The sequence below is a fragment of the Dactylosporangium sp. NPDC049140 genome (assembly GCF_040648435.1).
Genome location: NZ_JBEZDS010000001.1, coordinates 163,398 through 190,052 on the forward strand (window position 1 = coordinate 163,398; position 26,655 = coordinate 190,052).

General features: G+C 70.5%; 20 protein-coding genes, 1 pseudogene and 1 riboswitch. Of the genes and pseudogenes, 15 read left to right on the plus strand and 6 right to left on the minus strand.

Annotated elements, in window-relative coordinates; all coding sequences use genetic code 11:
- The first annotated feature begins 104 nt into the window (after positions 1–104).
- Positions 105–1,538, plus strand: coding sequence for an FAD-binding oxidoreductase (locus tag AB0B76_RS00720; RefSeq protein ID WP_360367105.1), 1,434 nt, complete (start codon positions 105–107; stop codon positions 1,536–1,538).
- 77 nt (positions 1,539–1,615) lie between these two features.
- Here the strand turns inward: AB0B76_RS00720 and AB0B76_RS00725 are convergent, their stop codons facing one another.
- A complete protein-coding gene (locus AB0B76_RS00725; protein WP_360367108.1) occupies positions 1,616–2,431 on the minus strand; it encodes a hypothetical protein in 816 nt (271 codons plus the stop codon).
- Between the two features lie 301 nt (positions 2,432–2,732).
- A riboswitch (cyclic di-AMP (ydaO/yuaA leader) is annotated at positions 2,733–2,876 on the minus strand.
- Positions 2,877–3,235: 359 nt separating this feature from the next.
- Here AB0B76_RS00725 and AB0B76_RS00730 point away from each other — a divergent pair.
- Positions 3,236–4,759: a protein kinase gene (locus tag AB0B76_RS00730; RefSeq protein WP_360367111.1), complete on the plus strand. Its 1,524-nt coding sequence runs from the start codon at positions 3,236–3,238 to the stop codon at positions 4,757–4,759.
- Positions 4,760–5,109: 350 nt separating this feature from the next.
- On the opposite strand, the gene AB0B76_RS00735 is transcribed toward AB0B76_RS00730, so the two are convergent.
- Positions 5,110–5,778: a YceI family protein gene (locus AB0B76_RS00735; protein WP_360367113.1), complete on the minus strand. Its 669-nt coding sequence runs from the start codon at positions 5,776–5,778 to the stop codon at positions 5,110–5,112.
- A gap of 461 nt (positions 5,779–6,239) precedes the next feature.
- On the opposite strand from AB0B76_RS00735, the gene AB0B76_RS00740 reads away from it, so the two are divergent.
- The 3 genes from AB0B76_RS00740 (at position 6,240) to AB0B76_RS00750 (ending at position 11,645) form a co-directional block, all read left to right on the plus strand.
- On the plus strand, positions 6,240–9,053 hold the full coding sequence (locus tag AB0B76_RS00740) for a BTAD domain-containing putative transcriptional regulator (protein ID WP_360367116.1): 2,814 nt from the start codon (positions 6,240–6,242) through the stop codon (positions 9,051–9,053).
- A gap of 157 nt (positions 9,054–9,210) precedes the next feature.
- A complete protein-coding gene (locus tag AB0B76_RS00745; protein ID WP_360367119.1) occupies positions 9,211–9,690 on the plus strand; it encodes a sigma-70 family RNA polymerase sigma factor in 480 nt (159 codons plus the stop codon).
- Positions 9,691–9,788: 98 nt separating this feature from the next.
- Positions 9,789–11,645 (plus strand): BTAD domain-containing putative transcriptional regulator, encoded by a 1,857-nt coding sequence (locus AB0B76_RS00750; protein ID WP_360367122.1) that lies wholly within the window; start codon positions 9,789–9,791, stop codon positions 11,643–11,645.
- Here the strand turns inward: AB0B76_RS00750 and AB0B76_RS00755 are convergent.
- Positions 11,633–14,974, minus strand: coding sequence for a S8 family serine peptidase (locus AB0B76_RS00755; protein ID WP_360367125.1), 3,342 nt, complete (start codon positions 14,972–14,974; stop codon positions 11,633–11,635). The genes AB0B76_RS00750 and AB0B76_RS00755 overlap by 13 nt on opposite strands.
- Before the next feature lie 427 nt (positions 14,975–15,401).
- Here AB0B76_RS00755 and AB0B76_RS00760 point away from each other — a divergent pair, with 427 nt between their 5' ends.
- The 6 genes from AB0B76_RS00760 (at position 15,402) to AB0B76_RS00785 (ending at position 22,394) form a co-directional block, all read left to right on the plus strand.
- Positions 15,402–16,991: a hypothetical protein gene (locus AB0B76_RS00760; protein WP_360367128.1), complete on the plus strand. Its 1,590-nt coding sequence runs from the start codon at positions 15,402–15,404 to the stop codon at positions 16,989–16,991.
- A gap of 7 nt (positions 16,992–16,998) precedes the next feature.
- The gene (locus tag AB0B76_RS00765; RefSeq protein ID WP_360367131.1) at positions 16,999–17,736 is read left to right on the plus strand and encodes an FRG domain-containing protein; all 738 of its coding nucleotides are present in this window, start codon (positions 16,999–17,001) and stop codon (positions 17,734–17,736) included.
- Between the two features lie 6 nt (positions 17,737–17,742).
- Entirely contained in the window at positions 17,743–18,624 is an 882-nt protein-coding gene (locus AB0B76_RS00770) for a macro domain-containing protein (RefSeq protein ID WP_360367134.1), read from the plus strand.
- 1,125 nt (positions 18,625–19,749) lie between these two features.
- On the plus strand, positions 19,750–20,940 hold the full coding sequence (locus AB0B76_RS00775) for a sensor histidine kinase (protein WP_360367136.1): 1,191 nt from the start codon (positions 19,750–19,752) through the stop codon (positions 20,938–20,940).
- Positions 20,937–21,632: a response regulator transcription factor gene (locus AB0B76_RS00780; RefSeq protein WP_360367139.1), complete on the plus strand. Its 696-nt coding sequence runs from the start codon at positions 20,937–20,939 to the stop codon at positions 21,630–21,632. The genes AB0B76_RS00775 and AB0B76_RS00780 overlap by 4 nt, the downstream gene beginning before the upstream one ends.
- A gap of 66 nt (positions 21,633–21,698) precedes the next feature.
- Positions 21,699–22,394, plus strand: coding sequence for a DUF4386 family protein (locus tag AB0B76_RS00785; RefSeq protein ID WP_360367142.1), 696 nt, complete (start codon positions 21,699–21,701; stop codon positions 22,392–22,394).
- 214 nt (positions 22,395–22,608) lie between these two features.
- Here the strand turns inward: AB0B76_RS00785 and AB0B76_RS00790 are convergent, their stop codons facing one another.
- Positions 22,609–22,860, minus strand: a complete 252-nt coding sequence (locus tag AB0B76_RS00790; RefSeq protein ID WP_360367145.1) for a plasmid pRiA4b ORF-3 family protein — start codon at positions 22,858–22,860, stop codon at positions 22,609–22,611.
- An 18-nt stretch (positions 22,861–22,878) separates the two neighbouring features.
- On the opposite strand from AB0B76_RS00790, the gene AB0B76_RS00795 reads away from it, so the two are divergent.
- The 3 genes and pseudogenes from AB0B76_RS00795 (at position 22,879) to AB0B76_RS00805 (ending at position 23,879) form a co-directional block, all read left to right on the plus strand.
- Positions 22,879–23,028 carry a hypothetical protein gene (locus tag AB0B76_RS00795; RefSeq protein ID WP_360367148.1) on the plus strand — a complete coding sequence of 50 codons (150 nt, stop codon included), beginning with the start codon at positions 22,879–22,881 and terminating at the stop codon, positions 23,026–23,028.
- A 12-nt stretch (positions 23,029–23,040) separates the two neighbouring features.
- Positions 23,041–23,472 (plus strand): annotated as a pseudogene (locus tag AB0B76_RS00800) (hypothetical protein); the annotation flags it as partial.
- Positions 23,457–23,879, plus strand: coding sequence for a hypothetical protein (locus AB0B76_RS00805; protein ID WP_360367151.1), 423 nt, complete (start codon positions 23,457–23,459; stop codon positions 23,877–23,879). The pseudogene AB0B76_RS00800 and the gene AB0B76_RS00805, both read left to right, overlap by 16 nt.
- A 242-nt stretch (positions 23,880–24,121) precedes the next feature.
- On the opposite strand, the gene AB0B76_RS00810 is transcribed toward AB0B76_RS00805, so the two are convergent.
- Together AB0B76_RS00810 and AB0B76_RS00815 are read right to left on the minus strand one after the other, a co-directional pair.
- Positions 24,122–24,718: a hypothetical protein gene (locus AB0B76_RS00810; RefSeq protein ID WP_360367154.1), complete on the minus strand. Its 597-nt coding sequence runs from the start codon at positions 24,716–24,718 to the stop codon at positions 24,122–24,124.
- Between the two features lie 670 nt (positions 24,719–25,388).
- Positions 25,389–25,757, minus strand: coding sequence for a DDE-type integrase/transposase/recombinase (locus AB0B76_RS00815; RefSeq protein WP_360367157.1), 369 nt, complete (start codon positions 25,755–25,757; stop codon positions 25,389–25,391).
- Positions 25,758–25,946: 189 nt separating this feature from the next.
- Here AB0B76_RS00815 and AB0B76_RS00820 point away from each other — a divergent pair, with 189 nt between their 5' ends.
- A complete protein-coding gene (locus tag AB0B76_RS00820; RefSeq protein WP_360367160.1) occupies positions 25,947–26,636 on the plus strand; it encodes an RNA polymerase sigma factor in 690 nt (229 codons plus the stop codon).
- The last annotated feature ends 19 nt before the right edge of the window (positions 26,637–26,655 follow it).

A 26,655-nucleotide genomic window follows, 5' to 3' on the forward strand; every position in this document is an offset into this window, starting at 1 on the left:
CGGCACGAACATCGTGGGCGCCGATGCCGGCCGCGACGCTCGCGGGGACGGCGGTCACCCGGGCCCGGTCGTTTAGGGCCCGGATTGCGGGTGATGGTTCAGCGATGACGGTGCGACTCCGCAGGCTCAACGGTGGCGAAACGGCCGTCACCGACAAGCGGCTCGATGCACTTCGCGCGGCCTTCCAGGGTCGGCTCATCACACCGGATGATCCCGGGTATGACGAGAGTCGTGTCGTGCACAACGGCATGTTCAAACGGCGCCCCGGGCTCATCGCCCGGTGCTCGGGAGCGGCGGACGTGATCGACGCGGTGAACCTCGCGGGCGAACGCGATCTGCTGGTCGCCGTGCGAGGCGGTGGCCACGGGATCGCGGGGCACAGCGCCTGCGACGAGGCCATGATGATCGACCTCTCGGCGATGCGGGGTGTCTGGGTGAACCCCGCCGAACGGCTCGTTCGCGTCCAGGGCGGGGCGACCTGGGGAGACGTCGACCGGGAGACCCAGGTGTTCGGCCTGGCCGTTCCCGGCGGCGTCGTGTCGACGACCGGTGTCGCCGGCCTGACGCTGGGCGGTGGACTCGGCTGGTTGCAGCGCAAGTACGGCCTCAGCTGCGACAACCTCGCCGCCGCCGAGATCGTCACGGCCGACGGTGCGCTCCTTCGGGCCAGCGGGACCGAGCACGAGGAGCTCTTCTGGGCACTTCGCGGCGGCGGCGGCAACTTCGGCGTTGTCACCGCCTTCGAGTTCCATGCGCATCCGGTCGGACCGACCGTCATGTTCGGGTTGGCGATGTACGCCGCGGCCGATGCTGAGGAGATCCTGCCGGCCTGGCGGGCCTGGACAACCGGCCTGCCGGACGAGGTCACCGGCCGGGCCATGTTCTGGTCGATGCCGGCCTCGCCGCTGCTACCGCCGGAGGTGCACGACCGGGACGTATTCATCGCCGCGGCCGTGTACGCGGGTCCGCCCGACGAAGCCATGAAGATCCTCAGACCGATCGGCGAATTCGGTACGCCACTCGCCGATCTCAGCGGGCCTATGCCGTTCCGGGACGTACAGCGGCTCTTGGACTGGATGTTCCCGAAGGGGCAGCTGCTCAGCTATTGGAAGTCGGTGGGCGTCCGCGAGCTCGGCGACGACGTGCTCGAGGTGGTGCTGCGCCGAGGACTTGAGCGGCCGCATCCTCGCACCATGGTCCACGTGCCGCAGATGGGGGGCGCCGTGCAGCGGCCGGGGATCCATGACACCGCCTTCGGCGACAGGAGCGCGGCGTACATCGTGAGCATCGACGGCAACTGGACCGACGCCGCCGACACCGAGGCCGACGTACGGTGGGTGCGGGATGCCTTCAACGAGGTGAATGGCCTGCCCTCGGCGGCTGGCATTTACCTCAACTTCAACGGCGACCCGGACCTGGACAGCGCGAGCAGGCGCGCGGCGTTCGGCGAGAATCTCAACCGGCTGGCTCGGGTCAAGCGGGACTTCGATCCCGGCAACCGTTTCCGGCTCAACAACAACATCCGGCCGACCGGCTGACAAAAGACTGGGCGGAACTCCGCCGGCTGTACTTGGCTGAGGGGATGTCGTTGCGCAGCGCCCCGGCGGGGCACGCGCTACGCGACAGCGCTCACGATCTGCCCGGCGAGGGCCTGCCATTGGGCGTAGGCGTCCGGAAACGCCGATACCTGCACGGTCTGTGCCGCCACCGTGACGGCCATCTGTTCCCAGCCTTGGACCTGCACCAGCGCCGCGTAGAAGCGGCGTGCCGCCTCGGCCGGATTCATAAGCTGGGCGACGGTGCCCCAGTTCGGCCGCTGCTGGAACAGGCCGACCGAGTCGTGGTCGCTTCCGACTCCCTCGTTGGGGAGTTTGAGCGACTCCGGAACGTTGGAGTTCGCGAGGTTGTGCAGATGGCTTTCCTGCAGCGCGGTGGCGATCGCGACGACGAATGCGCGCTGCGGCAGGTTCAACTGCTGCCCGACCTGGATGATCGTAACGGCGTTGTTCATCTCCGCCTGGGTCAGCCCGCCTACGGGAGTGTGGACGGTCGGCGATGGCGCGGCCGTTGACGGTGCGGCGGCGGTCGCGCTCGGCGCCGGCGACTGACTCGGTTGCGCGCCAGCCGAAGCCGCCGGCTGGTCGCCCGTGCGCCCGCCGCCACGGGATGCTCGGTTCTCGGCGTACGCCGCCCGCCCGCTGTCGCCCCGCTGCACGGCGTCGACCTGGACCACGGTGGCCGGTCTGTCGACCGGCGATGCAGATACGAACAGCGCACCGATCGCCGAGAACGCGACGATGACCGCGGCCGAGGACACGCCGATCCCCTTGCGGGCCACCGAGTGGCGGCCGCGACGGTAGCGGTGCCGGTGACGGGCGAGGTGCCGGCGCGGCACGGCGCGTCGCTGCCCGTCGGTGTCATCGGGCGGCATGAGGCGACCTCACGACCGGCGGACAGTGCTGATAGCGGTACTTCACGAACTACCTCGACAGACTTGCTCAGCACGCGCCTGCTGCTGGGCGGCGGACGGCGGCGCCGGAGTTCCGGCCGGCACGAGCGAGGGCACGGGCCATCGACCGTCCACAGGGGACGGTTGGGAGGTGTGCCGGGCAGGCGGGTGTGACCGGTACGCGCGCCGGAACGGTTATCGGACCAGACGGCGTCTTTGCTGTGCCGGCCGGCCTCCGGGGCCGCGGGTCGAGGTATAGCGACATGCGAGGGTCTGCACGCGATGCTCCTTCCGATGCCGCCTACCGAGTTAGCTGACGGATTCGGGCGGGAGGATTGCCCTACCTCGCGGCGCGTGGCCGCTTGGATTCACCCCAGTTGTGCTTGGTTCCCCGGCTCGTGCGAGCACGACTCGGCGGGCCCGCCGCGTCGTCACCTCGAACGGAGACGGCCAGGCGCAGCGGACCCCAAGACCATATCGGCTGCATAACCGCAGGTGAAGCCCCAAACGGAACTGCCAAGGTGCGCACGGCAGCCGGGCCTTCTGCCGCTTGCCGCGACGATCTCGCTGTGGCGCAGGTGGCCGGTGAGGACGATGCGCCTACCGCCGGGCGTCTTCGGGGCCTCGGCGTCCTTGACCCAGCCGCGACCGATACGCCGCAGGTCCAAGACCGCGGCACTGTGGGCCCGCGACGCCGAGGCAGATGGACACCGAGCGGTCTGCCACCATGACGTACCGTGACGTCGCCGTGGGTTGAGCCGGGCGGTTGTGTCATGGTTGAGCGCGATGGTAGGGCGTCTGCTGAACGGCCGGTACGAGCTGCGATCGGTCATCGGCCGGGGCGGCATGGCCGAGGTGTGGCTGGCCGTCGACGGGCGCCTGGGCCGATCCGTGGCCGTGAAGATGCTGCACGACGAGGGCGGCGCCGATCCGTCGCTGCCGGAGCGGTTCGAGCGCGAGGCGCACACCGCTGCGCGGCTGTCGCACCCGAACATCGTGGCCGTGTACGACGTGGGGGTCGACGACCGTACGCCGTACCTCGTGATGGAACTGGTCCAGGGGCACAGCCTCGCCGACGAGCTGGCCGCGGGCCCACTGGATCCGCGGCGTGCGGTGCGCATCGCCGAGCAGGTGTGCGACGCCTTGGCGGCCGCGCACGACGCCGGGGTGGTACACCGGGACGTGAAGCCGGCCAACATCCTCATCGGCGACGAGGGCCAGGTGAAGGTCTGTGACTTCGGCATCGCCCGCATCACCGACCGGGCGCAGACCTCGCTGACCGCCCCCGCCACCGTGCTCGGCACCAGCTCGTACATGGCGCCGGAACAGGTCCTCGGCGAGCCCGTGGACGCCCGGACCGACCTGTACGCGCTGGGCTGCGTGCTGTACGCGATGCTCACCGGCCGCCCGCCGTTCATCGCCGACTCGCCGGTGCAGATCGCGTTGCAGCAGGTGCACCAGGCAGCGGTACCGGTGGCGGTCCTGCGGCCCGGCCTGCCGCCACAACTCGCCGGGCTGGTCGGCGCGCTGCTGGCCAAACGCGCAACGGACCGGCCGGCGAGCGCGGCGCAGGTCCGCACGGCTTTGGCCGGCGGGACCGGTGGGGCCGCAACGGCTGTGCTCGCGCACGCCGCCGGACCGGCCGCTTTCGCGCGTGGCGAAGGACCGGCCGCGCTTGGGGGCGAGGCGCCGATCCGCGGCCGCGCCGCGGTGCGGCCGGCAACGCGCAGCCTGCCCATGCTCGGCGAGCCGCCCACACCAGCCGCCCGGCGACGGGGCCGCTCGGCCGGGATCGCGCTGGCGGCGCTCGGCGCGCTCGCCGTCGCCACTGTCGTGCTCGCGCTCGGGACCCTCCCGAGCCGGTCCGACCACCCAGCCGCGGCGCCCACCCCCGCGGACACGACGCAGTCGCTGCCGACCGCGGACACCTCGAGCGCGGCGCCGAGTGACACACCGACCGACCCGTCGAGCACAGCGCCGACCGACACACCGAGCGATACGACGACGAGTGATACGACAGGGGCGACGTTGGCCGCGGCCCGTGCCGCTGTGAAGGCGCAGGCCGCTGACGGCGGTCTGGACAGCGGTACCGCGCGTGAGCTGAACCGCCGGCTCGACAACCTCGCCCGCGACCTCAAGCGCGGCAACGCCGACAGCGCCGCAGCGGAGGTGGCGAGCCTGGTCGACCGGCTCCACCAACTGCACCAGGACGGCACACTCACCGGCACCGGGTACACGGCGGTGCTCACCCCGGTCGACCAGCTCGCGGCGAACCTGCCGACCCCCGACGACAACAGCGAGCGGGACTGACCCGGCGCCTCGCGCGGATCGTCGGCCAGCAGGCCGCCGGCCCATGGGTTGCGAGGCACACGCCGGGCCGCGCGGCGGCTTGCCGATCCGGTCGATGCGGGTTCAGTGTCGCTGATAGCGGCCGATGAGACGGCCCGAGGCCAACACCTTCCCCGCCGTCGCCCGCCGCAGGTCGACAGCCGACGCTCCCTCGGCAAGGCGGAGCGGTTCGGACAGGGCGAGTACCTCGAAGATGTACCGATTGCTGGGTCGATTCGCCGCAGCCGGTGACAAGCTGAGACTGCAACCGCCAGCACTCTCGCGGCAGCAGATCGGGGACACTCCAAGCATCAAGGTCCACTCAGGCGATCTCAGGACTGGCGGATCGCTTCGCCGGCAAGTTCGAGACGCACATTCCTGCCAACAAGGACACCACCGCTTTCGAGGGCCACGTTCCAGACCAGCTCATAGTCCTCACGGTCGATTTCCGCCGTCGCGCTGAAGCCGAAGATGTCCTGCCCGTACGGATCGCGGCCGGCGCCACCAAAATCCACCTGGAGGTCGACCGGCCGGGTTATCCCCTTAATTGTCAACTCCCCGGTCAGCACGAACCGTCCGGTGGTCCCGTTGGACTGTTGCGGGAGTCTGTAGGCTTCGTTCGTGCGACCTAGTCGTTGATTTCTCAAGCGGGCCCAGAAGAAGATCGGATCGTTGTTTCCCTGCCATTTGACACCCGTGCTGCGGTACTCCAGGGTGGGATACCGGTCCACATCAAGGAAGTCAGGGCTTCTCAGGTGCGCGTCCCGGTCGGAGTTACCGGTGCTCACGCTCGCCGCCCAGATGGATGCGGTCACCGAGGAACTCAACGGATCCTCACCCACGATGATTCGTGCGGCCGCCTCACCGAAGTCACCGCGAACGGGACTTACCATCATGTGCCGAGCCACAAAACCGATTCGCTTGTGCGCCTCATCGAGAAGGTAGGTGCCTGGAGCCGGGATGTTGATACCATCCCAAAACCGTGTTGCGGAATCGGACATCGTCGTGCCTCCTCCCCCGCGTTATTCCACGCGTTTTGCCTACGTGCCGCCGTTCTTCGGCAAGCGCACCGAAGTCGGACAGACGTACCGATCGCCCAGCATAAGCGAGCGTTGCCCCGCCAAATCCCGGCCCCCTCACAGAGCAAGGAACACCACATTCCGTGTGCCTGTCCGTATCTCCGACGACGCGCAGCGTCAGCATCCTTGCTCGGCGACCGATTGCTTTTCGCCACCCACCTCACAACGATGCGGCTCCCGTTTGTACCGACCGGTTGGAAATATCAGGCAGCAAATTCTCGGAAGCAACTCAAGAACGTCGAAGAATCGGTCGAACAGGCGACCCGCTGCGCGCGCTGCCTCGTTAGGGACCATCACTTGGGCCGTATCCCGGAGACCCGCCTCGCCCTTGGGCCTGCGGTCGCAGGCCTCGGACGGCGGATCGGCCGGTTACGGTTGCCGGTGTGCGGACGGAGGCGGACGGGACGATCAGTTTCTCGGTACTCGGCTCGGTCAGAGTGGTCCGCGCCGGCGCCGAACTGCATCTTGGCGCCCGTCAGCAGCGCCTGGTGCTCGCGTTGCTGCTGGCTCGGGCTGGTTCACCAGTTTCCTCGGCCGAGCTGGTCGACCTGCTCTGGGACGAGGATCCTCCGGCCAGCGCCGCGAACGTGGTGCACCGGCACGTCGGGATGCTCCGGCGGCTGCTTGAGCCCGGTCTGCCCACCCGATCGGCGGGCCGGCACATCCTCCGGGAGCTCTCGGGCTATCGGCTGCACGCCGACGAGGAATCCCTTGACCTGTTGAAGTTCCGGTCGCTGAGCCGGCTGGCGGATCGGCATCTGCAGGACGGCGACCCGGAGTCGGCGCTGCGGCATTTCCTCGACGGGCTACGGCTGTGGCGCGGCCGGTGCGCCTCGGGCCTGGAACCGGCCTCCCGCCAGCATCCCGCGTTTCTCGCCGTGGAGGCCGAACGCGCCCGCGCCGCGCGCGAGGCCGCCGACGCGGCCGAACGATGCGGCCGGCTGAGCGCGGTACTGGCGCCGTTGCGGCAGGCAGCCGAGCAGCACCCGCTCGACGAGTCGCTGCAGAGCCGGTTGCTGCTGGCGCTCGCCGCCGACGGCCGCCAGGCGGAGGCCGTCGAGCTGTACCAGGCGGTGCGCCGCCGGCTCGCCGACGACCTGGGCATCGATCCAGGCGAGGAGCTGCGGGAGGCGTACGACCGGCTGCTGCACCAGCGCACCGGGTCGGCGCCCACCAAGTCGCCGCCGCCACTCCCCCGGCCCGCGCAGCTGCCGCCTGACCTGCCCTTCTTCAGCGGCCGGGACGACCTCATCGCCGAGGCCCGCGCGGCGACCGCGCGCCCGGGCGGGCCGGCTGTGCTCGCGATCGACGGCATGCCCGGGATCGGCAAGACCGCCCTTGCCGTCCACCTCGCCCACGAGTTCGCCGCCGGGTACCCGGATGGGCAGCTGTATGTCGACCTGCGCGGATACGACGGGCGGGAGCCGAGGATGAGCCCGTCCGAGGCGCTGCGCGGCTTCCTCGGCTCGCTCGGGGTGCCCCAGGAGGGCATTCCCGCCGAGCTGCACGCCCAGGCGGGCATCTACCGCAGCCGCCTTGCCGGCCGGCGCCTGCTGATCGTGCTCGACAACTGTCGGGACGCCGAGCAGATCCGGCACCTGCTGCCGGGCAGTCCCGGCTGTCTGGTGATCGTCACCAGCCGCAGCCGGCTCAGCACTCTGCTGACCACGGCCGGCGCCCACCCGTTGCCGATCGGCCTGCCGAGCGTCGACGAGGCCCGCGCGGCGCTCCTGGGGCCGCTCGGCGCCGGCCGCCTCGCGGCGGACCCGGCCGCGATCGACGCCATCATCGCCGGCTGTGGGCGGCTGCCGCTCGCGCTGGCCGTGGTGGCCGCCCGCGCGGCGAGCCTGCCGCGGACGCCAACGGCACAGATCGCCGCCGAGCTGGCCCAAGCGCCTGGGAGCCTGGACGGCTTCGACGGCAACGACCCGCAGACCGGCTTGCGTGCCGCCTTCTCCTGGTCATACCAGGCACTCTCCGCGCCGGCCGCCCGGCTCTTCCGCCTGCTGCCGCTCCATCCGGGCCCCGACATCCCGGTCGCCGGGGCGGCGGCCCTGGCCGGCGTCCCGCTGCGGAGCGCGCGGGCACAGCTCGGCGAGCTGAGCCGCGCGCACCTGATCAACGAGGACCTGCCCGGCCGCTACCGCACCCACGACCTGCTGTTGGCCTATGCCATGGAGCTCGGCGAGGAGAACGACAGCCCGGCCGAGCGCGCCGCCGCGGAGCTGCGGTGCCTACAGTTCTACCGAGCCACCGGCTATCAGGCGCATCGAAGGCTGTTGACCTCCGAGGACCACCCGATGATCGATCCGGGGCCGGGCGAGACCCCGCTACGCTTCGCCGATCACGGCGACGCCATGCGCTGGTTCACCGCCGAGCGGCAGGTCCTGATCGCGCTCGTGGGCCGGGCCGCTCAGCAGGGCCGGCACACCGAGGCCTGGCAGCTCGCCCTGGGCATGCAGCACTTTTTCGAACGCAGCGGCCGGTGGGCCGACTGGACGGCAACCGGCGAGGTGGCCCTCGAGGCCGCCCGGGTCGCCGGCGACCTCGTAGGGCAGGCCCGGATGCACCGCAGCCTGGCCGGGGCGGCCTACTTCCGGCACGAGCACGAGACCGCGGTCGGGCATCTCGACCAGGCGGTCGAGCTGCTCGCCCGGCTCGGCTTGCACGGCGAGATGACTCGGGCAGGGATCAACCGGGCGATGATTCTGCGTGCCCAGGGGCGACACGAGGAGGTCGTCCGGACGCTGTCCACGGCGCCCGGGCCATGGGTGGCCGGACACGACAAACTGCTCGCGGACGTCCTGGTGATCATGGCCGCGAGCTACGCCGAGTTGGGCCGGCAGGAAGATGCCGTGCGCCGCGCGGAGCAGGCGATGGCGCTGTCACGCGGAGCGCAGTACAAGCTGGGCATCGCCGAGGCGTGGGAGGTGCTCGGCCAGGTGCATTTCGCCCGCCAGGAGCTCGGCCAGGCGGTTGACTGCTGGCGCGAGGCGGCCGTCGCCTATCAGGAGGCCTCGGCGCCGGCGGCGGCCGCGGAGGTGCTGGCGCTGCTCGGCGAAGCCCTCGCCGCCGCCGGCGACCAGGACACCGCGGTGCGGGCGTGGCAGGAGGCGCTGGCTCTGATCCCGCACGCGCAGACCCGGATGCGCCGGCGGCTGACCGACCTGCTCGCGGCGGTCACGTCGCGTCCGTGACCGATATCCATCGGTGACGGCACTCGATCCGCACTTCAGCGTCAGTCCATTCGCATCCGTCGTCCCTAGGCTCGTGCCGCATTCACCGTTGCTGCTGCGTACGGGGGACATCGTGCTGCGGGTACCCGATCGATCATCGGCCGGCAGGTCTGAGCGCATGACTGCACTGCATGCGGACCACGCCCACGCCGTGCTGCGTCTGCTGCTCGTACTGACCCGCGGCCAGGGGCAGACCGCCGAGGACCTGCTCCAGGAAACGATGCTGCGGGCCTGGCGGCACATCGACGCGGTGCCGACCGAGCCCGATGCCGCCCGCCGGTGGCTCTGCACCGTCGCCCGGCGGCTCGTCATCGACGGCCTCCGGCTGCGACGGGGGCGCCCGGCCGAGGTCCATCTGGTCGACATGACCTGGATTCCCGCTGCTGACGACACCACCGGCACCGCGCTGGCGTCGTACGCCATCCGGCGCGCGCTCGGTCGGCTGAGCCCGGCGCAGCGCATTCTGCTCTCCGAGGTCTACCTGGTCGGGCGGTCAAAGGAAGAGGTCGCGGGCCGGTTGGGAGTGCCGATCGGCACGGTGAAGTCCCGGACCCACCATGCGCTACGCGCCCTGCGCACCGGCCTCCAGGCGGCCTGAGCAGGTACGACTCCGCCGGAAGGCGATCCGGCCACCGCGTCGAAGCGCACCATGTGGTGGCGACCGCGGCAACCAGCCCTGCGTAAGATCGCATCAAGATGACCGGCCCGCTCTCATTCGCCCTTCTCGGCCCGGTACGGGCCTGGCGCGGCCAGTCCGAAATCGACCTCGGTACCCGGCAGCAGCGGCTGATCCTGGCGTTGCTGCTCGCCCGGGCCGGCGGCGCGGTCAGCGTCGCCGAGCTCGTCGACCTGCTTTGGGCGTCCGACCCCCCACCCAGCGCGGTCAATGTGGTGCACCGGCACGTCGGGATGCTCCGGCGGCGCTTCGAGCCGGGCCTGCCGACGCGGGCAACAGGCTCGGTGCTGATCCGCGACGGCGCCGAATATCAGCTACGGATCGACAGCGAGTCGCTCGACCTCGTGCGTTTCCGGCGCCTGGTCGCCGAGGCCGGTGGCAGCTCCGGCGAGCCTGCCGTCGAGCTCTATCGGGAGGCACTCGCGTTGTGGCACGACCGGTGCGCCGCCGGCCTGCAGGCCGGCGGCCGGGCGCATCCGGACTTCGTCGCTGTCGACAGGGAGCGGTTCGCGGCCGTCCGAGCGGCGGCCGACGCCGCCTTGCGGGCCGGGTGCATCGACGCGGTGCTGCCCGCGATCCGGCTGGCCGCCGAATACGAACCGCTGGACGAGGCACTGCAGGCGCGGCTGCTGCTCGCGCTCGCCGCGCACGGCCGCCGGGCCGAGGCCCTCGCGGCGTTTACCGGCATCGAGCGCCGGCTCGCCGATGAGCTCGGCATCCGTCCGGGCGACGACCTGCGCGCGGCCCGGGACAGCCTGCTCGACCACGACGCCCCGGCGACGATCCGGGCCGAGCCGCCAATGCAGTTGCCGGCCGACCACCCCTACTTCACCGGCCGCCGCGACGTCCTGGGCGGCGTGGAGGAGCTGCTGGCCGGAGACCGGCCGACCAACACGCTGGTCATCAATGGCATGCCCGGCGTCGGGAAGACCACCCTCGCGGTGCGCCTGGCCCACCAGCTGGCCGGCCGTTACCCCGATGGGCAGCTGCACGCGGACCTGCGCGGTTTCGACTCCGGCGACTCGGCGATGACACCGGCGGAGGCGCTGCGCGGCTTCCTGTCGTCCCTTGGGGTCGCGCCTGCCGCCATCCCCGCCGACCTGGACGCCCAGGCCGGCCTTTACCGCAGCATCCTGGCCGAGCGGCGGATGCTGATCCTGCTCGACAACTGCGTCGACTGGGACCAGATCCGGTACCTGCTGCCCGGCATCGGCGGCAGTCTCGTCATCACCACCAGCCGCCGCCGGATCACTGACGTGGCCGGTCCGGTGGGCACCCACACGCTGCACCTCGACCCACTGACCGGCGCCGAGGCCCGCGAGCTGCTCGCCCGCTGGCTCGGCGACGCGGCGGCCGCCGACCCGGCCACCGTCGACGAGATCATCGCGCGGTGCGGCCGGCTGCCGCTGGCCCTGGCACTGGTCGCCACCCGCAGCGTCGGGCGGCCCGGGCTCGGCCTGCCCGCAATCGCTGGTGAGCTGGCCGAGGCAGCCGGGCGGCTGGCCGGCTTCGGGGACGCAAAGGCCGATCTGGAGGCGAGCTTCTCCTGGTCCTACCGGGCTCTGACTCCCGAGGCAGCCCGGCTCTTCCGGCTGCTGCCCCGGCACCCGGCCGGGCCGCTGAGCACGGAAGCGGCGGCCGCGCTGGGCGGCTTGTCCCTGCGCGCTGCCCGCGGCCTGCTCGCCGAGCTCGGGGCGCAACTGCTGATCCAGCCGGACGACGGCCGGTGGCGGATGCATGATCTGCTACGCGCATATGCCGCGGAGCTCGGGGATGAGTACGACGACGCGGCCGACCCGATGGGACGGCCTCGCACTGGTGACCCGGACGCGGCGCCGGTGGGCGCCGCGTCCGGGGCTCATCCTCAGTACCGGTAGGCGCGGATGATGGTCTGCTTGACCGTGTTACCGCTGGTGTCCGTCGCGGCGGCCCGCAGCGAGACGAAGCCCGTGCCGGCCGGGTTGCGTACCCAGGCGACCGCCTTCTCGCCGGAGCGTTGCACGGTCAGCTGGTGCCAGGTCTGGCCGTCGTCGAAGGACGCCTCCACGCTCAAGGCCGTGGTCCGGCCTCGCTCCGCCCCGACCTGACGGTCCAACGAGACCGGGATCGCGAACAGCCGGCCGGCCGGCGCCCGGTTGTCGATGTCGAGATCCGGGGTGAACCGGATCGCCGTCATCGGCAGCTTCACCAGGTCACCGTCGCTCACGTGCGCGGACTTGAAGGTCCACTCCGCGTCGACCACCGTCGAGAGGGTGAACTCCGGGTCGCTGCGGAAGGTCGCGGCCAACCGGTAGTCACCCGCCTCCGCCGGCACGTCCCACGACCAGGGCGCCTGGTTCGCGTCGCCGATCTTGACCCCGTTGCGGTAGAGGTTCACCTGCACGCTGCCGCCGCGAACAAACCGGAAGCCCATGTGCCCGGTACCGTCGCCGTGCAGCGGCCCCGGCCCGCCCATCGTGTCGCCCCAGTAGCGGGTGGCGAACTGCTGGCCGAAGTTCGGCTCCGGGAAGACGGGCCCGGCCACCGCGTTGGCCCACTTCACCGTGTATGTGCGCCCGGGCTCGAAGCTGGTCCACGCCGACTCGTAGTACGTGTACCCCCGCTGGGCCGACGTCGACTGCCACACCGCCTGTTTGTCCTTGTTGTAGTACTCGGTGATGGTGCTCGGCACGTCGTAGGTGAAGGTCGGCGGGACCGTGCGCTCGTCCCCTCGGTAGATCGGCGAGTTGCCGGGCGCGTGCGCGACCGCCAAGCGCGAAACCGGTACGCCGGCGACGTCCGCGCCGATCTGGGAGCGGACCGTGGCGAAGTCGTCCGGGCGCAGCTTGCGGGTCAGCCCGGTCATCATCCTCTCCGGCTCGTAGAAGTAGACCCGATAGACGTACGGGCTGTTGTGCAGGCTGCCGTCCTGGGCAACCTTGCCCCACATCCCGTTGACGTAGGAGACGAAGCCGGGCGTCTTGCCGGCCCCGATCTGCGCGGTCCGCACGTGGTCGAACGGGACGTTCATCAGCACGCCGTACGGGTCGTTGCTGCCCCAGATCTGCGGCGGCTCGGTTCGGATCGTCCAGCCGGATTCCTGGAAGATCGCGGTGGCCTGCGGGTTCGGCACCGATACGGCGATCGGCTTCGCCAGGCGGGTGTCCATGGTGAGTGCCTGGTCCGTCGTCAGGTCGAGGCTCGGGCGCACCAGCGAGGTGATGTCCGGGAAGCCCGGGTCGCCGGTCAGCATGTACGTCTGGACCAGGTAGCGGCCCGCGCGGAGCCGGTACGTGGTGGTCGTCGGGTCGCCGAGCACCAGGTTGGTCTGCCGGTCCAGGTCGGTCAGGATGGTCACCCAGCCCTGGTCGGGCGTGGGCGCTCCGCCGTCCGGCCCGACGAGCTTGAGGGTCAGCTGGTGGCGGGCGACGTCGAGCGCGACCGGGGTCTGCACCTGCGCGCCGCCGCCGGTGGCGGTCACCTCACCGCCGAAGTAGCGGTCGGGCAGGCCGGCGCCGGCCTGCACGTTGACGGTCACGGTGGCCGTGCCGCCGGCCGGGACCCTCACCGAGGAGGCGCTGAGGCTGAACAGGCCGGCCGGTGCCGGGGCGCCGTCGGCGTCCTTGGCGTCGAGGGAGACCGCCAGGGTGAGGGCGGCAGAGCCGCTGTTCGAGTACGTGACCGTCCTCTGCTGCGCAGTGGTGGTCCGGTCGAACGCGACGCTGACCGGGCTTGCCGTGACGGTCTGCTGGATCGCCCGGGCGACATTGAGGAAGCCCGCGCCCTGCTCGTAGACACCGATGGCAGCGTTCGGCTGAGCGGCTGCCATCAGCGTGGACTTGATCCGCTCAGGCGCCCAGTCCGGGTGCTGCTGGGCCAGGATCGCCGCCGCGCCGGCCACGTGCGGAGTCGCCATCGAGGTGCCGTTGAGGCGGGTGTACTGGGGGTTCTCCTCCGGCCACAGGTCGGAGGTCGAGCTGCGGGCAGCGACGATACCGACGCCGGGTGCGGTGATGTCCGGCTTGATGCCGGCGTCGCTCGCGCGCGGACCCCGGCTCGAGAACTCGGCCAGCTCCCCCGTCTTGGTCACGGCGCCCACGGTCAGCGCCTCGGCCACGTCGCCGGGCGAGTTCACCGTGGACTCGCCGGCCAGGCCGTCGTTGCCCGCGGCGACGACGAAAAGCACGCCGTAGCGGTGGGTGAGGTCGGCCAGGGCCGCCTCGATCGGATCGGTGTCCGGGCTGTCCGGGCCGCCGAGGCTCATGTTGGCCACCTTGACGCCCTGCTGCGCCGCCCAGGTCATGCCGGCCACGATCGCCGACTCCGGGCAGCCCACTTCGGTGCAGACCTTGGCGCTGTAGAGGGTCGCGCCGGGCGCCATGCCCTTGTAACGGCCCTGCGACGCGGCCCCGCTGCCGACGATGGTGGAGGCGACGTGGGTGCCGTGACCGACCCGGTCGAGGCTGTCCGGATCGGAGGTGAAGTTCTCCGCGGCGGCCACGTGGCCGGCCAGGTCGGGGTGGGTCTGATCGATGCCGGTGTCGATCACACCGACCTTCACCCCTGCTCCCGTCCAGCCGGCCTGCCACGCCTGCGGCGCGCCAGTCATCGGAACACTGACGTCGAGGGTGGGGCGGCGCAGCCCGTCGAGCCAGATCTTGTCGAAGCCGACCCGTAGTTGCCGCTCGGTACCACTGGCGGAGGAAGTGATGGTGTTCCAGAAGGACACCGCGTCCGCGCGGCTCTCCGCGACAGCGCTCGCTCCGGAGAGCTCCCGGGTGGTCCTGGCGCCGGCAAGGCCGGCGGGGGCGGCGCTGCTGTGCTGGACGATGAGCGGCAGGGTGGCCCGGGTGTCGTCGTAGCCGAAGTCGACGAGCATCGAGATGTCGAAGAGCCTCGCGTCGAGCTTGCCCCGGTTGAGCAGGCCGACGGCGTCGGCCGGGATGACCTGCACGTCCTCGCCGGCGCTGTGTTTGATAAACGGGATCCGCTCCCGTCCCTTCCCCGGCACGACGTCAACAGTCGTCTCGCCGTCCTTGGTGCTGACGTGGACGGTGTCGCCGGTGAGCAGAGTGACCGTCCGGGGCTTGGAGGCCACCGCGGGTATGGTCGACGGCTTCTGTGTCTGTGTCTGGGCCTGCGCCACCGCCGGCGAACCGCCCGGGGCCACCGCCGAGACGCCCAGCACCAGCATCGCCAGCGCCGATATCCTGCGAACTGATCTCATCGTTCTCCCTGGATGCACGCGAGAGGTATCCAGGCGCTCCGGACGTGACCGGCGAGGGAAAGTTCATTCCGAGTGACGCAGATCACTGCGGAACCAGCTGGGCCCGGACCCGCATCTGTCCGAGGACGCAGCGTGGGCGCTGCTCGTGCGGTGGCGCCACCGTGGTGGGCAAGAGCGCCGGTCTGCACCAACTGCGCGTCGATTTCGCGCTGCGGGCGGAGTGCCACTCACCAGCGCGGATGAGACTTTTCGGCAGGAGCACCCCGCGCACCTGCGGACGAATCAGTCACTGGTTTGAATTTACGACTGTTGTGTATCCCTCCGTGGCCTGGTTGTCTCTAAGAGTGTTGGCCGGCCGGACGGGCCGCGAGTCGGCGTAGCGCATCACGTGCCGACTCCGTCCGGGCCGAGGGAGGGGAGCACGGCGATGAATTCTGGCCCGTCGGTCCTGAGCACTGGTGCCGCGCCCTTCGGCAATCCGGACGGTGCGCGGGAGAATCTCGACTCGCTGCTCGAACGTTTCGTTGATTTCGCCGGCAACGAGGCATTCGGTGCGCTGGCCACGCGCGCCGACGACATGCGAGCCCGCGTGATCGTCGGGCGGATGGGCGCCGGCAAGACGGTCTACCTGCGCAGGTTACAGGCGTCCGCCGACCACGAGGCCAGCGTGTACGCCGACACGTCCCAGGGCGACCTGCCGTCGACCGAGTCGATCGTGCGGACCTGCCAGTTCTTCGAACGCCGGGACCTCGTCGAAATGTGGCAGCGGCTCTGGTCGTGCTCGATCACCCGGACCGTGGCCGCGCACATCCTGCGCCAGCGGGAACTGCGCGAACGGGTGAACGGTGAGCTGCGCGAGGAACTGCAGCGCTACGCACACCTCATCGGGCAGGGGCGCGCCCCCGGCACCGTCTACAGCCATCTCGCGGACATCCTGTACGAGTACGACGCCAAGCACAAACTGGTGGCGTACCTGCAACGACGCGACTGGAACGACCTCACGCACTTTCTGCGCGAGGCCATCGTCGACCTGCCACCCATCGCCTTCTACATCGACGGGGTCGACGAATCCTTCGCGTACGCCCCGATGTACTGGCTGCCCTGCCAGGAGGGCCTCTTCCACGCGGTCATGCAGTGGCTGAAGGACCACCGCATCGGCGGGCGGCTGCATGTCGTGGTGGCCCTCCGGGACGTCGTGTTCTCCAGCGTGCTGCGCAGCGAGATGGCCAGCAAGTACCGCGGGGAGCCGCACGTGCGGGTGCTGGACTGGGACGCCGCGTCGCTGAAGTACCTGCTGTACAACAAGATCGAACGGCTGGACAAGCGGTACCTGACCGAGCCCGCCGCGGAGGACCCGATGACCGCCTGGCTCGGGCTCACCGAGATCGAGAACCTGGCCCGGGGAAACCGAGAGACCGCCATCGATTACGTGTTGCGGCACACCCGCCTGATACCGCGGGATCTGGTGGAGATCGGCAACTCGCTGAGCAACGTCGCGCTGCGGGCGAAACGCGCGGGTAGCGGGCCGCCGTCGCAGCAGTCCATCCGAGATACCGTGGCGGCGGTGGCCGGAGCGTTCGGCAACGACCAGATTCAGCAGTGCGCCAACCAGATCTCCGCCGATCTGGCCCCGGCGAAATCGGGGCAGCACGGGTACGCGGACTTCTACGTCGGGCGGCACGCGTACATCCGCGACGACATCGTCGAGGCACTGCGCGAGTCCCTGCTCCTGCTCGGCGCCGACCGGTTCGACGCGCCGAGCCTGCAGTGTGCACGGGATCTACTCCGGCAGCATTTCGACGGCCAGACTGACCTCGCGACCGTGTTGTGGCAGAACGGCCTGCTCGGCTTCGACGGCAAACGCAACGGCGCGGACGGCACCTTCTTCTACTCGATGGGCGGCATGAGCGAACTCCAGCCGCCGCTGTCCGAGCGCGAGTACGTCCTCCACCCGTGCCTGATCGACGCCGTCGGTATCCGGTCGGTCGGATCGCGGCCAGTACGACCGTTCGCCTGAGGTCACCGTGGCGCAGATTCGCGAGATCCGCCTGGACTCATGGTGGGAGTTCAAGCGTGACCTGGTCTCAGAGTTCATCGACGCCGGCTCGTACCGCAACGACGCTTACCTCTTCCGCGGCATGCGATCCCCCCGCTGGCAGCTCGAATCCCTCTTCGACCGGACGTTCCGGCACGTGGAGCCCGACCGCCGCACACAAGTCTTCGACGACCTGGTGGCCGCATTCCGCGAGGCCTGCCGTGACTACGGGCTTCCGGCCGAACTGTGCGACGACGACCGCCGGCTCATCGCGCTCGGGCAGCACCACGGACTGCCCACCAGGCTGCTCGACTGGACCAGCAGCCCGTACATCGCGGCATTCTTCGCGTACCAGAAAGCATTCGAAGAGGCCGACACGGCGGACAGCCACGTCGTGCTGTGGATGCTGCACCGGCGGTCCCCGATGTGGTCGGGCGCGCACGACGTGGAGATCGTGGCGGCGCCGTCGTACGAGAACGCGAGGGCCCGCAACCAGGCCGGCTACTACACCCTGTCCCGCAGCCCGTTCAACTGCCTGGAAGAGGTCGTCATCCGGTGCACGGACGTGACCGGCGTGGCGCTGACCCGGGTCCTGCTGCCCCTGGATGATGTCCGGACTGCGCTGGCCGACCTCGACCTGATGGGCATCAGCGCTTTGCGGCTCTTTCCGGACCTCACCGGGGCGGCGACCGCCTGCAAGATCCGCATGCTGCTGGAACAGGGGTGACGAACCTTGCAGGATCGTGATGTGGCGGCCACCCCGAGCAGTTCCACAGACGCGCCTCCGCTGACGCCGCTGCGACGACGGTGGCAGGCCATCAAACGCCGCACCGGAACCGTCGACCGCGAGGCCATCCAGTGGCTCTTCGCGACCTGCGGCGTTATCGCCTCGGCGCTCGGCGTTGCCCAGTTCGTGTGGCCGGACGCGTCGGCCGCCGTCGGCGGTTGGTGGCTGCTGGGCACGCTGGCCTTCGGTATCATCGGCGGGCTGGTGCTGCGCGTGACGAAACGATCGATCCGCGCGAAGAGCAACACGGGTGCGTGGACGATCCAGGTCGTGCCGGGCAACGTCCTGGATCATCGGCCGTGCGTCATCACGACCGATCGCCGGCGAACGCTCTCGCCGGAGAAGGTCGCGCCAAGCAGCCTGATTGTGCAGTACCTGGAGTCGCTGGACATTGCGGGCCGGGCCGAGGCCGAGCTGGCCATCGAACAGATGCAGTCGGGCCCGCTGAGCCGGCCGGGGGATGTGAAGTTCATCGAGTCGTCCGGCGCGCCCGGACCGATCCTGCTGCTCGCCTGCGGGCGCCCGACCCGCAACGGGACGGTGACCACGTGGTCGCATCTCACCCAGACGTACGACGGGCTGTGGGCCGCCATCCGGTCGCGGCACTTCGACGAGGTCTCCGTACCGGTCATCGGCGCCGGCTACTCACTCGTAAGCCTCTCCCATTCCGCGGTCCTGCTCGCCCTCCTGCTCTCCTTCCACGCCGCCAGCACGGAGCGGCCGGTCTGCCGCCTGCTGCGCGTCGTCTTGCCGCCCACCGATGCGGACCAGGAGGAGCTGGTACTGGCCCGACGCTTCCTCAGCGCCCTCGGGTACTCGCTGGCGTAGGCTGCCCGATCGCCGGCGATTCTTAACCAGCTCACTACGCGGCCGGCGCGTCGAACAGCTCCACCAGCCCAGCCGTACGTCCGACTCGTCGTCGCGGCCGTCGAGCTCGAAGACCGGGTCGGCGTACCGCCGCCGATCGCCCTCGAAGATGTACAGATGGTCGTCGGGAGGGCTTCACCGGCTCCCTGACGATGATCGGGGACGAGCCCTACCGACCCTATGACCGGCCGCCGCTGTCCAAGCAGGTCCTTGACGGGTGGGTCCCCCCGGACCACACCATGCTGCCGCGCGCCGACACACTCAACGCGCGGTGGCTGCTCGGAGTGCCCGCCACCGCGCTGGACGCCGAGCGGTGGCCGCACCTGGCCGTCCCCCGTGTTCTGGTCGGCACAGTTCGACACCAACATCAAATCCGTCGGGGTGCCGACCCTCGCCGACCACGTCGTCATCGCCCAGGGCTCGGTCGCGCAGTGCCGGTTCGTGGCCACCTACGGCTACCGGGCCCGGCCGCCCAGGTGGCTGGGCACGCGGGGCAACGGCGGCACGAGCGCGAAAGAGCACGAACACCGGCCAGACGGCTCACCAGCTAACGAAACTGCGGGGATTGGACCCGAACCTTCCGATTACAAGGCGAGCTGTGTCCGTTTTCGCAAGTATTACCCGTGCTCTTTGGTGCCAGCTTGTCCGGATTTGAGTCCCGCCAGGTCCAGCCCGTCCAGGACGGTGCGGCAGGGTCCAACGACAACGGAGCACGCGCCGAGCACGGTGATCGGTGGCGGATTCCACTGTGGACATTCGCCGCTTTAGCCCGTCGGGGCATGGGTCGCAAGCCCCATGCCGAGCGGATGCGCGGTTATCGCTGCGCCCTGGCGTCTGGACCGGGTCGACGTCTGCTGACCGGCTCCAGACGGCATCACCAGAGGAAATCGACGCAAGACGATAGCTTCTGTCCGCCTGCGCGTCGACCGGCCTGTTGATCTCTTCCGCTAAGCTGGCACGGGCACCGGACGTGGATCGTCCCTGTGCTGATCTGGCTCGGAGATGTCGCGCGCCGGATCCGGTACGGAACCTCCGGCGGCCGGGTGACCTCTGGTAACTCGGCGCGCGAGTGCGTACCGTGTCCGCGTGGCGTGGCTGCGGCCAGTGGTACGGCGATGGTCGATCGACCTCACCGTCGTTGCCGCGGTGCTGACCGTTGCGGAGATCGCCATCATCACCGGCCGGGAGGCCCACGCCGTTCCCCGAGACTGGCTGGCGTACCTGCTCGGCGGGGCGATGGCCGTGCCGCTGCTCGCGCGGCGGCGGTTTCCGGTGACGACCCTGTATGTCGTCGCCGCAGTACTGTTCCTGTTCTACGCGCTGGGATACCCGGGCTTCCCGCCATCGCTCGTGCTCGTGGTTCCGCTGTACGACGCGCTGCTGGCCGGGCGCCTGTGGTGGGCAACGCCGGTGCCCGCCGCATTCCTTTCCATCGGCTTCCTGGTGTCGATGCGCAACGGCCTGCGACCCCTCGAAGCGGTCGCGATCTTCCTGCCCCAGGTGGCGGTGGTAGCGGTGGCGATGCTGCTGGGCGCGCTGGTGCGGAGCCGCCGGGCGTACGGGGCGGAGGTCCGGCGACGGCTGCAGCTGGCCGAGGAGGAACGCCGCCACGACGCCGAACGGCAGGTCACCGAGGAACGGCTGCGCATCGCCCGGGAACTGCACGACACTGTGGCACACGCGATCGCCACCATCACCGTGCAGTCCGGCGCCGCGCTGCACCTCGTCGACCGGGAGCCGGAGCGTTTACGGGAGGCGCTCACCGCGATCCGGCAGACCGGCAAGGCCGCCCTTACGGAGATGCGGACGACACTGGGCATGCTTCGAAGTGATGGTGCGCCACCGGTGGACGGTCGAGGCGCCGGCCTCGACCGGGTACCGAACTTGCTGGCCGCGGTGCGGGCGGCCGGCCTGGAAGTCGGGTTCGACGGCGTGCCGGCGGATCCTCGGCTGACCGGACCGGTCGACCACGCGGCGTATCGGATCCTGCAGGAGTCGTTGACGAACGTATTGCGCCACGCCGGGTCGTCCGCGCGTGCCCGGGTGCGCCTGGGCTGGGAGGGGGAATGGCTCGCCATCGAGGTGACCGACAACGGCGCCGGCGCCGACGCCCCAGCCACGATCGTCGGGCACGGCCTGGCCGGCATGCGGGAACGCGTCGAGCGACTGGGCGGGCAGTTCGACGCCGGCCCCCGGCGCGAGGGCGGATTCCGCGTCTGGGCCCGCCTGCCCCAGCATGCGACGCCAGCGAGCGCGGACCCGGGAGGGATGCCGTGATACGGGTGCTCCTGGCCGACGACCAAGCGCTGGTACGGGCGGGGTTCCGGTCGCTGCTGGACAGCGCGGACGACATCGAGGTCGTCGGCGAGGCAACCAACGGCGGCCAGGCGATCGCGCTCACCCGCCAGTTGCGGCCCGATATCGTGCTCATGGACATCCGGATGCCCGAGGTGGACGGGGTCACGGCGACCCGCCGGATCACCGATGACCCGCACCTGTCCGCAGTCCGGGTCGTCGTACTCACCACGTTCGCGGAGGAGGAGAACGTCTTCGCCGCGCTGCGTTCGGGCGCGAGCGGGTTCCTGGTCAAGGACATCGAGCCCGACGAGCTGCTGCAGGCGGTACGGGTGATCGCCCGTGGGGACGCGCTGCTGTCGCCCGCCGTCACGCGGATGGTGATCGCCCGGTCGGCCGGCGCGGCCCAGCGGGCCAGGCCGCGACCGGAGCCGCCGGAGCTGGCACTGCTGACCGCCCGGGAGCGGGAGGTGGTCCGGCTGGTCGCGGAGGGGATGTCCAACGACGACATCGCCGGGCACCTGGTGGTGAGCCCGTTGACCGCCAAGACCCACGTGTCACGGGCGATGGTCAAGGTGGGCGCACGCGACCGGGCCCAGCTGGTGGTGTTCGCGTACCAGAGCGGGCTGGCCACGCCGGACGGGTACTCCCGTGGGAGTACGGCCGCGCGGTAGCGACGCCACCACGACGCCTTCCTGCGACGGACGCATCGGCGCGCCGGGGCCGGGAGCATCACGGGCATGGCTGACGTACTGAATCTCAGGACCGGCGGCGTCTGCGCCGTCCTCGGCGCCGTCGTGTTCACCACGGCCCGTCTCCTGCACGGTGACACCCCGGCCGCCCACGCCGAAGCCGCGCTGGACTTCGTCGCCTCCCGGCCCACATACGCGGCGGTCCACCTCTTCGCCGTCTTCGCCGCCGTGCTGGGGGTGGCCGGACTGGTCGCGCTGGTGGTCTCCCTGACCCGGCCGGCGGCGTCGCTGTTGGGCCGCGCCGGGATGGCAAGTGCGCTGGTCGGGCTGGCCGTGTTCGCCGTCGAGAGCACCAGCGAGGGCCTGGCGCTGCCAGAGCTGGCCGGCGCCGCCGCACAAGCCGCCCCGGACGAGCGCGCCGACCTGGTCCGGGCGGCGCAGGCGGTGGCCGCGGCGACCCACGGCCCCTCACTGATCGGGATCGCGTTGCTGTACGGCATCGCGCTGGCGCTGATCGGGCTGGCAATGGTCCTGGAGGGCTACCCCTCCTGGCTCGGCTGGGCCGGCACGGCTGTCGGGACCGTCACGCTGGTCGCCGCGAGTGGGCTGTTCCTGTCGCCGGCGCTCTTTCCCGGCGCGCTGCTCTACGGCTTGCTCGCCTCCGTCGTGGCCCAGGCGTGGTTGCTGGCGACCGGGCTCACGATGTTGCGCCGGGCGGCCGGTGCGGCGAGTGCTCCGCGCTGAACGTCAGGAGGGCGACCCTGCGCCCGAAGTGCCGTCGCGGTGACGCCGCCGCCCGCCGGGCTTGCCCTGCGAGCGCCGGCGGCACCCGGCACACCAGCCCGGACCGCTCACGCCATCGTGATTCGCAGGCCGCCCGCGCACACGGTTCGCCTACCGAGCGATACGTCGATCGGCACGAATGTGCGCCGAGCGGCCGTCGTGGCCATCGCCATCCCTACCCTGAGGTTGCGCCACCGTAGCGGGTGGGGTCGAAGCCTTCGCCGAGCCGCTCGACCGCGTCGTCGTGGTCCGGGCTGGACGGGTCGGCGAGCGCGTCCAGCAGGTGCTGGTACCAGGCCGCGCCGCCGATGTCTTCAGGCGGGCAGGCACCGCCGCCGTCCAGGACGGTGAACGTGTTGTCGGGGCCGCCGGGGCGGATCTCCTCGACGGTGACGGTGTGCGTCCACTCGTCGCCGAAGTCGTACACGTAGGTGAACGTGGCAATGTGATGCTGACCCGCATGGGCGCCAAGATCCTCGACTTCGGCATCGCCGCGTTGAGCGGCGGCGCACCAGACGCCGACGGCGGTCGGCTGGTCGGCACCCCGGCATACGCGGCACCCGAGCGGCTACGGTCCGGCGCGGCGTTGCCCTAGAGTGACGTCTATGCCTTGGGTGTACTGCTGTACGAGGCGTTGACCGGGCACCCGCCCGTCATGATCGCCACCTGGCGGGAGGCGGCCGCAGCGCACCGAGCCGGACCGCCGGTACCGCCGCCGGAGGCGCTTGGGCTGCCGCACGAGGTGCGCCGGCTGTGTATGGACTGCATGTCTCCCGACCCGGCCCGACGGCCCAGCGCCGAAGCCGTGGCGCAGGATCTAGCTGCGGCCGCCGGTCAGCCGCCGCAGGTCACGACCGCCCTGCCGATACTCGTTGCCGATCTACTGCCAGCCACGCACACCGCACGCGCTGGATACGCCGTCGGATCAGCACCACTGCCACACCCGCCCACCATGATCGAATCCCGATCGTCGGTACTTGCCGAGGAGCCGGACGCCCCGCCGTGCGGCGCATGTCGCGGCCGTTGCTGGGCGGGCTGATCGGCACGGTGGTGGTGCTGGTGCTCGCGTTGACCGTCGTCACCACGATGCTGCTGTCCCGTCCCGCGGACAGGACCGCCCAGCCGGGCTCGCCGACCCAGACAAGCCCGTCGGCGTCCCCGTCCGTGGCAGCGTCACCCGTCCCTTCCGCCACCACCCCACAGGCCATCGTGAACCAACTCGACGTCGTCATCGCCGACGCTCTCGCCGCCGGCAGGATCGACTCCGGCGCTGCGGACAAGCTGCGCGACAAACTCGACGACCTACGCCAGAACATCGGCCGCAGCAAGGAGCGTAGGACGGCCCAGGACCTGCAGCGAAGGATCAACGACCTGCGCGACGGCGGGGACCTCGACGATCAGACCGCCGACGATCTCACGGCCCTGCTGCGCCCACTCTTGGACTGAGCACGCCACGTCCAGTCATACAACCTGTGGGCGACCAGCGGGCCGGAGCGCCGCTACCTGATCATGCGGGCGGCCCGCCTCAACGCGAGACCAAGGCGGGCCGGGCCCTAAAGGATGAACCGGTCGTCGGTCAACGAGCTGCTGTCCTCTTCCTCGCTCCTCATGCCGGACGCGGTACCCGGTGGGGTGACCCCGAACTGCTCGGCGACCCGGAGTGGTCTTCGCCTCGTCCGATTGCCGGCTCACCAGCCGTAGGGGCCGTCGCCCGCCGAGGTGCCGCGGCGCGAGGTTGCATAGGGCTCAGGGCTCGTGGCGTACCGGACGAGCAGTTCGGGCTCGGTGTCCTGCTGTGGAGTGTTCAGGCCGAGCCCGTCGACGCCGAGCGGACGGACCTCAGCCGCCGTCTCGGGCGCCCCGTCGCGGGCGGGCCGTGGCCAGCGACGCCACCGCTGCACGCTGGTCGCCCCGACCAGCAGCAGCACGCCGAGCACCATCGTCGTGCCGGTCCGGATCGGCGCGGCCAGGTCGATGTGCCGACCCGCGACATGCAGGTCGTCGGTGAACACGCGCGTCACGGTCGACGGGGAGACGAGCAGCATCGTGTTGCTGAAGATGTACACGATGCCAATCGCCATTGCGCCCAGCGGGGAGAACCGCAGGGTGCCGAGCACGCCCAGTAGCAGCCCGGCCGCCGCCAGTACCAGCAACGGCCGCACGAACTCTGCGGGCTGCAGGTCTCCAGCGAACGCCGCGACGGACCGCTGCTGACCGATCGCTAACAGCACCCAGGCGAGCGGGGCGACGACGATCGCGGTGATCAGGGTTCCAAGATGCCGCACGACAGATCCTCCGTAGGTCGACATACTTCGCATCACTCAGAAGAGCGGAATACTGGCGCAAGACGTCACACCTTCCGCTCCGGCGCGGAGGTGAGGAGGACGAGGCCACCGCTCGGCTGAACCAGTACTGGGCCGAAGGCAGCTGACGCACCCTCGACATCTCGACGAGTGCTCAGCGGAGTGAGCCGTCGTACGCGGAAGATCTACAGCCCGCTCACGTATGTAACAGAGTGGATGCCTCCCGCGCCCTATAGGTACGTCGCACCATCCGGGCGGCGCCGCACGCCTGCCGTACCCCTGGAGGTCCCATGCGCGCAACCAAGTCCGCGACCGCAACAGCGACTGCCCTGCTCACCACAGCCCTCACGGCCGGGCTCGGCAACATCACAGACGCGGCACGACGCGGACGACTCCACCTACGGCATCTACTTCAACCATCCGGGCGTCGCCATCACGGCCAGCACCGGCGACACCGGCTACGGCGTCTCGTACCCCGCTTCTTCGCGCTACGTCACGGCCGGCCGGCGGCACCACGCTGACCTCGGGCTGCGGCAATCGTCGATGTACGGAAACGGCATCGAGTGGCTCCAGACTCTCAAAGCCGCAAACCAAGACTCACAGTTGCGTTGTGGGATCGGCGGACGCGTTGAACCCCGTGTCGGGTCCGCGGTCAGATCGCCCGGGCGAGTTCGGCGAACGCACCGCCGACCCGCAGCGCGGGCGGGCGTCGACCGCGAGTTCGTCGTGTCCGCGGCGCAGGTTCTGCATGAAAGGCGTGCCCGGCGATGATCACCTGCGCTGTCGTGTCCGTTCGCAGGCTGCGCATCGGTCTCAACCGCTGCTTCAGCCGACTGTGATCAGCCTCGATCGGAGTATTGGCGTACCGCTCGACATGGTGCCACGCCGACGGGATCAGCTCGTCGAGCACGGCGGGGTAGACCGCGGCGGCGTCGGTGATCACCTCGCTGGGCTTGACCTTCAACGCCGACAGCGCCCGGCGAACCGGAACCCGGCGAACGCCGACTTCGCAGGCAGCCACGGATCAGGTCGGGTCGAAGACTACACTGCTCAAACCTGCCTCGATCTTGCCAACGCTCAATGCAACGGCGCCCTGTGTAACACGTGCGGCGGCCGCAACGCCCTATTACCGGACGTCGGAAACATTTCGACCCGGACGGGGGTGCTTGTGCCATTGCTGTCATCTCGGTTGCAGAGTCCGGACGGCCGCGTGCGCGCACCGGTGCCGAAGGCAGGGTCCGCCGCGCGGACCGGGCGTGGGGAGGGGCTAGTGACACGACCGCGCCCGGCGTCGGGTGAGCCGGACGGTCTGGCCGCATCGGTGGTCGCAGCACAGCATGGTGACGAAGCGGCGTTTGCCGCACTCTACGCGGCGGTACAGCCGGGTCTGCTGCGCTACCTGCGCGCGTTGGTCGGTGACGACGCCGAAGAGGTCGCCTCGGAGGCGTGGCTGCACATGGCCCGCGACCTGCCCGGTCTGCACGATACCGCCGGGTTTCGCGGCTGGGCGGCGGCCATCGCCCGGCACCGCGCCCTCGACCATCTGCGCCATCACCGCCGCCGGCCAGCCGTGGCCACCCCGATCGAGGAACTGGCGGAACTGCCCGACCGCCAGCCCGACGCCGGCGACCAAGCCATCGAGGCGATCTCCACCGACCAGGCGGTGGCGTTGATCGCCACCTTGCCCCGCAACCAAGCCGAGGCGGTCCTGCTCCGGGTCGTCATAGGCCTCGACGCCGAGGGCGCGGCCCGGGTGCTGGGCAAACGCGCCGGCGCGGTCCGGGTCGCGGCCCACCGGGGCCTGCGCCGCCTCGCAGCACTGCTCGACCAACATCCACATGACTCCCGCCGGCCGGGCGTAACACCCGCCTCGGCGCCGGCGCCAGGACAGATGAGATGAGAAACCGCCGAACCCGCCG

Excerpts from the sequence above, each read along its gene's own strand:
- AB0B76_RS00755 (WP_360367125.1), bottom strand. The coding sequence starts at position 14,974 with ATGAGATCAGTTCGCAGGATATCGGCGCTGGCGATGCTGGTGCTGGGC.
- AB0B76_RS00735 (WP_360367113.1), bottom strand. The coding sequence starts at position 5,778 with ATGTCCGATTCCGCAACACGGTTTTGGGATGGTATCAACATCCCGGCT.
- AB0B76_RS00745 (WP_360367119.1), top strand. The coding sequence starts at position 9,211 with ATGACTGCACTGCATGCGGACCACGCCCACGCCGTGCTGCGTCTGCTG.
- AB0B76_RS00785 (WP_360367142.1), top strand. The coding sequence starts at position 21,699 with ATGGCTGACGTACTGAATCTCAGGACCGGCGGCGTCTGCGCCGTCCTC.
- AB0B76_RS00760 (WP_360367128.1), top strand. The coding sequence starts at position 15,402 with ATGAATTCTGGCCCGTCGGTCCTGAGCACTGGTGCCGCGCCCTTCGGC.
- AB0B76_RS00720 (WP_360367105.1), top strand. The coding sequence starts at position 105 with ATGACGGTGCGACTCCGCAGGCTCAACGGTGGCGAAACGGCCGTCACC.
- AB0B76_RS00730 (WP_360367111.1), top strand. The coding sequence starts at position 3,236 with ATGGTAGGGCGTCTGCTGAACGGCCGGTACGAGCTGCGATCGGTCATC.
- AB0B76_RS00725 (WP_360367108.1), bottom strand. The coding sequence starts at position 2,431 with ATGCCGCCCGATGACACCGACGGGCAGCGACGCGCCGTGCCGCGCCGG.
- AB0B76_RS00750 (WP_360367122.1), top strand. The coding sequence starts at position 9,789 with ATGACCGGCCCGCTCTCATTCGCCCTTCTCGGCCCGGTACGGGCCTGG.